This window comes from Bacillus cereus group sp. N12 (genome assembly GCF_016483575.1).
GTDB classification, from domain to species: domain Bacteria; phylum Bacillota; class Bacilli; order Bacillales; family Bacillaceae_G; genus Bacillus_A; species Bacillus_A toyonensis.
Genome location: NZ_JAEHBO010000060.1, coordinates 26,853 through 33,495 on the forward strand (window position 1 = coordinate 26,853; position 6,643 = coordinate 33,495).

Below are 6,643 nucleotides of genomic sequence, written 5' to 3' on the forward strand. Positions count from 1 at the left end.
ACAAAAGGAAATTGAAATATTCAAAAATTAAATTAGTATCCTTGTGTTTGACGCTGATGATTTACTTCATTTTTATCTAAATACGCTTTTTCAATTTCTTCTTGTTCAAATTCAAGTGCTTGTCCAAGTCGAAGATAGCTTGTAAATAATTCAATATAGTTCGTGATAGATGGTTGATCTGTAAAACGAATTACTTTCGCATATGTGTCTAAGAAAATTTCCACTTGTGTTTTATTCGTTTGTGCACATTTATAGAATAAGAAGTTTTTATCAATACCTAAATCGATTCCGATTGATAAAATAAAATGCAAACCATCTACGTATTCTTCTAATATTACTTCACGTTCTGATGCTGGTTTATTGCTCCAATATTTAAAACAGCGTGTTTCATTTGCAAGTTCTCCAATTTCTACAAGAAGAGCTAGCATTTTTTCTTTTAACAACTTTTTCGGTTGTAAGTCATGTTCTTTTGCAATACGGTCATCTAATTCTTTTTGTAATTTAAATAGTTGTAGTAAGTCCATTCTATTGTCCTCCTCCAACATCGCATTTTATGCAACAATGTTGTTTCATCTCAAAGTTCATTATTATGTTTCAGTTCTTATGAATAAGTCAGCTATCTACCTCTTTATAAAATAGCTTGTCCTTAATTTACAAATACGTTTCAGTCATCGCTCATATATTGTTCATCTGATGAAAGTTCCATATCATCTTTCCATTATAGCAGTGTCGTTTCGGCTAGGAAAGATACTCTTCTTTCCAAACGAGCATAATTGAAAAAAGCCAGGAGAATTCTCCTGACTTCATATGCATATTCTTCTATATCACTATAGTTTTTATGTTGATTTTGTCATATCGATAACGATGCTTCCATAAATCTTTAGAGCTTCATTCACTTCACACTTCTCTTTGAAAACAAACAAAAAACCTTAGAAGAAAATTCTTCTAAGGTTTCAACTAATTAATTAGTTAATGTTGTTTTTTGCAACTGTTGCTAATTCAGCGAAAGCTTTTTCGTCATGAACAGCTAAGTCAGCAAGCATCTTGCGGTTAACTTCGATGCCAGCATTTTTTAAACCGTGCATTAAGCGGCTGTAAGAAAGACCATTCATACGAGCTGCTGCGTTGATACGTGTGATCCATAATTTACGGAAGTCACGTTTCTTTTGACGACGGTCACGGAATGCATACATTAGAGATTTCATAACCTGTTGGTTAGCAACCTTGAATAATGTATTTTTAGAACCGTAGTAACCTTTTGCTAATTTTATAACTTTTTTACGACGTTGACGAGTAACTGTACCACCTTTTACTCTTGGCATAATATTACCTCCTAATTGTTCTATATATCAGCCGAACTTATTTTAAGTTGTCAAGCATTTGACGAATGCGTTTGAAGTCACCAGCGCTTACTACACCAGCTTTACGTAGTTTACGTTTAGCTTTTGTAGATTTGTTAGCGAATAAATGGCTTGTGTAAGCGTGAGAACGTTTCAGTTTACCTGATCCAGTCTTTTTGAAACGCTTTGCAGCGCCGCGATGAGTTTTTTGTTTAGGCATAGGTATTTCCTCCTCTATCTATTACTTATCGTTTTTCGGTGCTAAAACTAAGAACATACTACGTCCTTCCATTTTAGGCTTAGATTCAATTGTACTAACTTCAGCACAAGCTTCTGAGAAGCGATCTAAAACACGTTGACCGATTTCTTTATGAGTAATGGCACGTCCTTTAAAGCGAATTGACGCTTTAACCTTGTCGCCTTTCTCTAAAAACTTGATAGCATTACGAAGTTTTGTGTTAAAGTCGTGTTCATCAATTGTTGGACTTAAACGAACTTCTTTCATGCTAATTACTTTTTGATTTTTGCGCTGTTCTTTTTCTTTCTTCTGTTGCTCAAAGCGGAATTTACCGTAGTCCATAATGCGGCATACTGGCGGTTTCGCATTTGGAGCAACTAATACTAAATCAAGATTAAGATTTGCAGCTAAGTCTAAAGCGTCATTACGAGACTTGATTCCAAGTTGATCGCCATTTGCGCCAACTAAACGTACTTCACGTGCACGAATTTGCTCGTTAATCATCATATCCTTGCTAATAGTAAGCCACCTCCAAGGTTTTCTCAGAACATATTTTGTAGTCATAGAACCCGACAAAAAAAGTGCGGGCATACGACACCCACACTTGTAAAATCTTAAGTAAGAAATACATTTACCTGCTAACTGCGAATGCGTCCATCAGGTGAGAAGCGGGTGCTTCTACTTGTTCCACAAAACAATATTCTATTATCCTTGATGAGTTTATCATAGGACATGACGTCTGTCAAGAAGACGCGATGTGTTTTACTAACAACAAGAAATATTGTAACAAACAACTAGCATACATGCAATACTTTTTTATGATAAGAGTTACATGGTTATTTTTTCTAGTTTTTCTCTTTTATATTAAAAAGAAAAGCCGCGGTATACCGCGGCTCTTTCTTATCTTTTTCCTTCTACTTTAATCATGTCAACAAAAGCATCTAATGCGATTGTTTCTGATTTTTGTTCACCATATTTACGTACGTTTACGCCATTTTCAGTTACTTCATTGTCACCTACTACAAGCATGTACGGAATTTTTTGCATTTGTGCTTCACGGATTTTGTAACCAATTTTCTCTTCGCGAGTATCTAATTCAACACGAATACCAGCACGGCGCAATTCATCTTGTACTTTCTTCGCATAGTCTAAATGCACTTGCGGAGAAACTGGAATTACTTGTGCTTGAACTGGAGCTAACCAAGTTGGGAATGCACCTTTGTATTCTTCAATTAAGAATGCTACGAAACGTTCCATAGTTGATACAACACCACGGTGAATTACAACTGGACGATGTTGTTTTCCATCTTCACCAACGTAAGCTAATTCAAAGCGTTCTGGAAGTAAGAAGTCTAATTGTACAGTTGAAAGTGTTTCGTCTTTTCCAAGAGCAGTACGAACTTGAACGTCAAGTTTTGGACCGTAGAACGCCGCTTCACCTTCAGCTTCGTAGTAATCAAGACCCATTTCATCCATAGCTTCTTTTAACATACCTTGTGCTTTTTCCCACATCTCATCATCAGCATAGTACTTTTTAGTATCTGCTGGGTCACGATAAGATAGACGGAATGAATAGTTCTCTAAACCGAAATCTTTGTACACTTCTAGAGTTAAGTTTACAACACGTTTTAACTCTTCTTTAATTTGATCTGGGCGTACGAAAATGTGCGCATCGTTTAAAGTCATTCCGCGTACACGTTGTAATCCAGATAACGCACCTGACATTTCATAGCGGTGCATTGTTCCAAGTTCCGCAATACGGATTGGTAATTCACGGTAGCTGTGAATATCGTTTTTATAAACCATCATGTGGTGAGGGCAGTTCATTGGACGAAGAACTAACTCTTCATTATCCATTTCCATTGATGGGAACATACCATCACGGTAGTGATTCCAGTGACCAGAAGTTTCATATAGCTCTCTGCTTCCTAGTACTGGAGTGTATACGTGATCATAGCCTAAGCTTGCTTCTTTATCAACGATGTAACGCTCGATAATACGACGGATCGTTGCACCTTTTGGTAACCAAAGTGGTAAACCTTGTCCTACTTTTTGGCTATTAGTAAATAATTTTAATTCTTTACCTAATTTACGGTGATCGCGCTCTTTCGCTTCTTCAAGCATACGTAAATGCTCATCTAATTCTGCTTTCTTAACAAATGCAGTACCGTAAATACGTTGTAGCATTTTATTATTGCTATCGCCGCGCCAGTAAGCACCTGCAACGCTTAATAATTTAAACACTTTAATTTTTCCTGTAGATGGAAGGTGAACACCGCGGCAAAGGTCGAAGAATTCGCCTTGCTCATAGATTGAAATAACTGCATCTTCTGGAAGATCGTTAATTAAATCTAATTTTAACTCATCGCCGATTTCTTCAAAGCGACGAAGTGCTTCTGCACGTGGTACTTCATGACGAACGATTTCTAAGTTCTCGTTCACGATTTTTTGCATTTCTTTTTCGATTTTCTTGAAGTCTTCAACTGTAATTGCTTCTTCCATATCAATATCGTAGTAGAAGCCATTTTCAATTACTGGACCAATGCCAAGCTCAAGCTTAGCATCTTTATATAAACGTTTTAACGCTTGTGCTAAAAGGTGGGCTGTTGAATGGCGTAAAATGTATAAGCCATCTTCTGAATCTAATGTAATAATAGAAACTGCACCATCTTCTTCGATTGGTGTAACAAGATCGATCATCTCATCGTTTAATTTTCCAGCTACAGCTTTTTTCTTTAAGCCTGGGCTAATAGAAGCTGCGATTTCTTCAGTTGTTACGCCTTTTGGAAACTCCTTCACAGCTCCATCAGGGAAAGTAATTTTAACTACATCTGCCATCACTGGTCACTCCTCTTTTTCTCAAAATAAAAAACACTCATCCCGTAAAAAGGGACGAGTGTTGAATTCGTGGTTCCACCCTTGTTCCAATTAACATGATTGTTAATTGCTCAAGTTCAACATAACGGTGTTGTCCGTTAGCAATTACTAAAAAAATCGTTCACTGCTAAAGTTTAGAGGTGGTAAGTAATAATCCCGTACTAGGAAGCTCACACCCTAAGGCTTCCCTCTCTGAAAATCGTAGAAAACTACTCATGTCCTCATCATGACATTTCAATATATTTCATTTATGTAGGTAATTATATGCTCAAAAACTTAGAAAATCAAGGGCGTTACCTTTATTTTTTAAATTTTTCACATTGCGTTCAAACTCATGTAATCCGTGTATTTGTATCCGTTCTTGAAATACGTTTCGCAAAGTAATAATCATATTATGGTCTTGTTCTTTCGTATACAAATAGATTTTTTTCGGTGAAATAGAAAGAAGTGGTGCAATTACTTTTGTATCAATATATACATCTTTTTGCTTTAGCAAATCTTCATCTATATATTGGACCAATTTCTCCTGTTTTAAACGTCTACCTTTATCATCATAGAAAATAAAACTTTCATCAAAAATAAGATGCATACAGGACAAACGTGACTTTCGATTACTAACTTGTTGCCGGAGCGTCTCAATGAACATTTGATATTCTTGTTCCATCTTATACTCATCAATTGCCACTTCAGTAAGCTTAGCTACCATTTCCCTATATGTACGAAGACGAAAACGAACATATGATGAAAACGAGAATGAGAGCGGATCACAAAGCCAATTATTTAAAGAAGACTTAATATACGATTCAAATGTGTAACGTGTTAACTCACGAGCAACCCCTTTTCTTCTTCCCTTTAAAACTTCTTGTGCTATATGCAATATTTGATGACACTCTTCTTGTTCTTCATAAAAAAACTTTTCTTTTAAAATTGTATAAATCCACTCATTTTGTTTCACATTCACAATGAAATATACCATGACTGGCAATAAAATCTTTTCAATATAGTGTGATTCACATACTGGTATGTGAATTACAACTTTTTGTTCCTGTAAATACACACTCGTTTCTTTATATAACACTTCCGCCCTTTTCAGTAGTTGTTTATATACGTACATAGCATCATTTTTTTCTTCGAAGCAAATTTCAATCACTTTTGTCCCCCCTTTTATCCCCGCTCTAAAGGATTGTATCTATACTTTACAAATCCTATAAGAGTTTGGCCCGTGGAAGTTCACTCTTAGTAGAATTGCATTTCCTTTCGTTAGAAAATCCACTCGATATGGCTTGCTAATTTTATATATATTAAGGGAGGGAGAAAAAAATGATACAAGCTACTATGAATTTTCAATAAGAACTGTTCGTTTTACAATTCGACTACGCTGAAAAGCATTCAAAACAAAAAAAGAACAAGCTTCTCAGCTTGCTCTTTACTTATGACGGCGGTTTTTCCCACCGATTGTAATTGGTTTCGCTAAATATTTAATTCGTTCCATAATACGGGCCGCTTTCATTTCTTCTGCTTCACCGCGCTGTGTATACGTTAAGTGATGTTCCAACTGTTTGAAATCAAAATTAGACGTAAAGAACGTTGGTAAGTTTTCTAGCATACGGAATTGTAAGATTGCACCGAGTACATCGTCACGTACGAAACTAGACATCGCTTCCGCTCCGATATCATCTAACATTAAAACTTGTACCCGTTTAACCGCATCAATCTTTTCTCCAATTGAATTATCTTGAATCGAACTTTTAATTTCACGTAAAAATTCTGGGAAGTATACGAGCATGGAACTTATTTTCTTTCGAGCAAGCTCATTCGCAATCGCCCCTAAAAGATATGTTTTCCCTACACCAAATTTACCGTAAAGATATAGCCCCTGTACTTTTTTACCCGGTTCATATGTGCTTAAAAATTCATTCGCTGCACCAATTGCATCAATACGTGCATTTAACTCTGAAGGGTCTAAATTTTCCATAGTCGCCTGTAAAATATCCGTTGGCATATATACACTTTGAACGAGTTTTTCATATTTTTTTCTCTCATCATATGCTACTTTTCTAATGCAACGATCGTATTGAATATCAATCATCTTACCTTGGATAACGAGCTTCGGTTCATATCCTTGCAGCATATTTTTACATGTCCCTAGATCCGGACAATCTGAACAACCTACACATTGTCCAATATA

At 36.0% G+C, this 6,643-nt stretch carries 7 protein-coding genes and 2 other annotated features; all 7 genes read right to left on the bottom strand.

The features are described from left to right. Positions 1–32: 32 nt before the first annotated feature. On the bottom strand, positions 33–524 hold the full coding sequence (locus tag JDS92_RS22065; protein WP_000365050.1) for a dUTP diphosphatase: 492 nt from the start codon (positions 522–524) through the stop codon (positions 33–35). A 441-nt stretch (positions 525–965) separates the two neighbouring features. Continuing rightward, on the bottom strand, positions 966–1,322 hold the full coding sequence (gene rplT, locus JDS92_RS22070) for a 50S ribosomal protein L20 (protein WP_001138362.1): 357 nt from the start codon (positions 1,320–1,322) through the stop codon (positions 966–968). A 37-nt stretch (positions 1,323–1,359) separates the two neighbouring features. Then, positions 1,360–1,560, bottom strand: coding sequence for a 50S ribosomal protein L35 (rpmI, locus tag JDS92_RS22075; protein ID WP_001125945.1), 201 nt, complete (start codon positions 1,558–1,560; stop codon positions 1,360–1,362). Positions 1,561–1,581: 21 nt separating this feature from the next. Then, positions 1,582–2,085 carry a translation initiation factor IF-3 gene (gene infC / locus JDS92_RS22080; RefSeq protein WP_000973214.1) on the bottom strand — a complete coding sequence of 168 codons (504 nt, stop codon included), beginning with the start codon at positions 2,083–2,085 and terminating at the stop codon, positions 1,582–1,584. A 62-nt stretch (positions 2,086–2,147) separates the two neighbouring features. Beyond that, positions 2,148–2,268, bottom strand: a sequence feature (ribosomal protein L20 leader region). 210 nt (positions 2,269–2,478) lie between these two features. After that, on the bottom strand, positions 2,479–4,416 hold the full coding sequence (gene thrS, locus JDS92_RS22085; protein ID WP_000786073.1) for a threonine--tRNA ligase: 1,938 nt from the start codon (positions 4,414–4,416) through the stop codon (positions 2,479–2,481). 47 nt (positions 4,417–4,463) lie between these two features. Then, positions 4,464–4,692 (bottom strand) — a binding site (T-box leader). Between the two features lie 31 nt (positions 4,693–4,723). After that, positions 4,724–5,605 (bottom strand): putative sporulation protein YtxC, encoded by an 882-nt coding sequence (gene ytxC, locus JDS92_RS22090; RefSeq protein ID WP_000569632.1) that lies wholly within the window; start codon positions 5,603–5,605, stop codon positions 4,724–4,726. A gap of 276 nt (positions 5,606–5,881) precedes the next feature. Next, positions 5,882–6,643: primosomal protein DnaI (gene dnaI, locus JDS92_RS22095; RefSeq protein WP_199632507.1), on the bottom strand; the 762-nt coding region annotated here is incomplete at its 5' end.

Excerpts from the sequence above, each read along its gene's own strand:
- JDS92_RS22065 (WP_000365050.1), bottom strand. The coding sequence starts at position 524 with ATGGACTTACTACAACTATTTAAATTACAAAAAGAATTAGATGACCGT.
- rplT (WP_001138362.1), bottom strand. The coding sequence starts at position 1,322 with ATGCCAAGAGTAAAAGGTGGTACAGTTACTCGTCAACGTCGTAAAAAA.
- rpmI (WP_001125945.1), bottom strand. The coding sequence starts at position 1,560 with ATGCCTAAACAAAAAACTCATCGCGGCGCTGCAAAGCGTTTCAAAAAG.
- infC (WP_000973214.1), bottom strand. The coding sequence starts at position 2,085 with ATGATGATTAACGAGCAAATTCGTGCACGTGAAGTACGTTTAGTTGGC.
- thrS (WP_000786073.1), bottom strand. The coding sequence starts at position 4,416 with ATGGCAGATGTAGTTAAAATTACTTTCCCTGATGGAGCTGTGAAGGAG.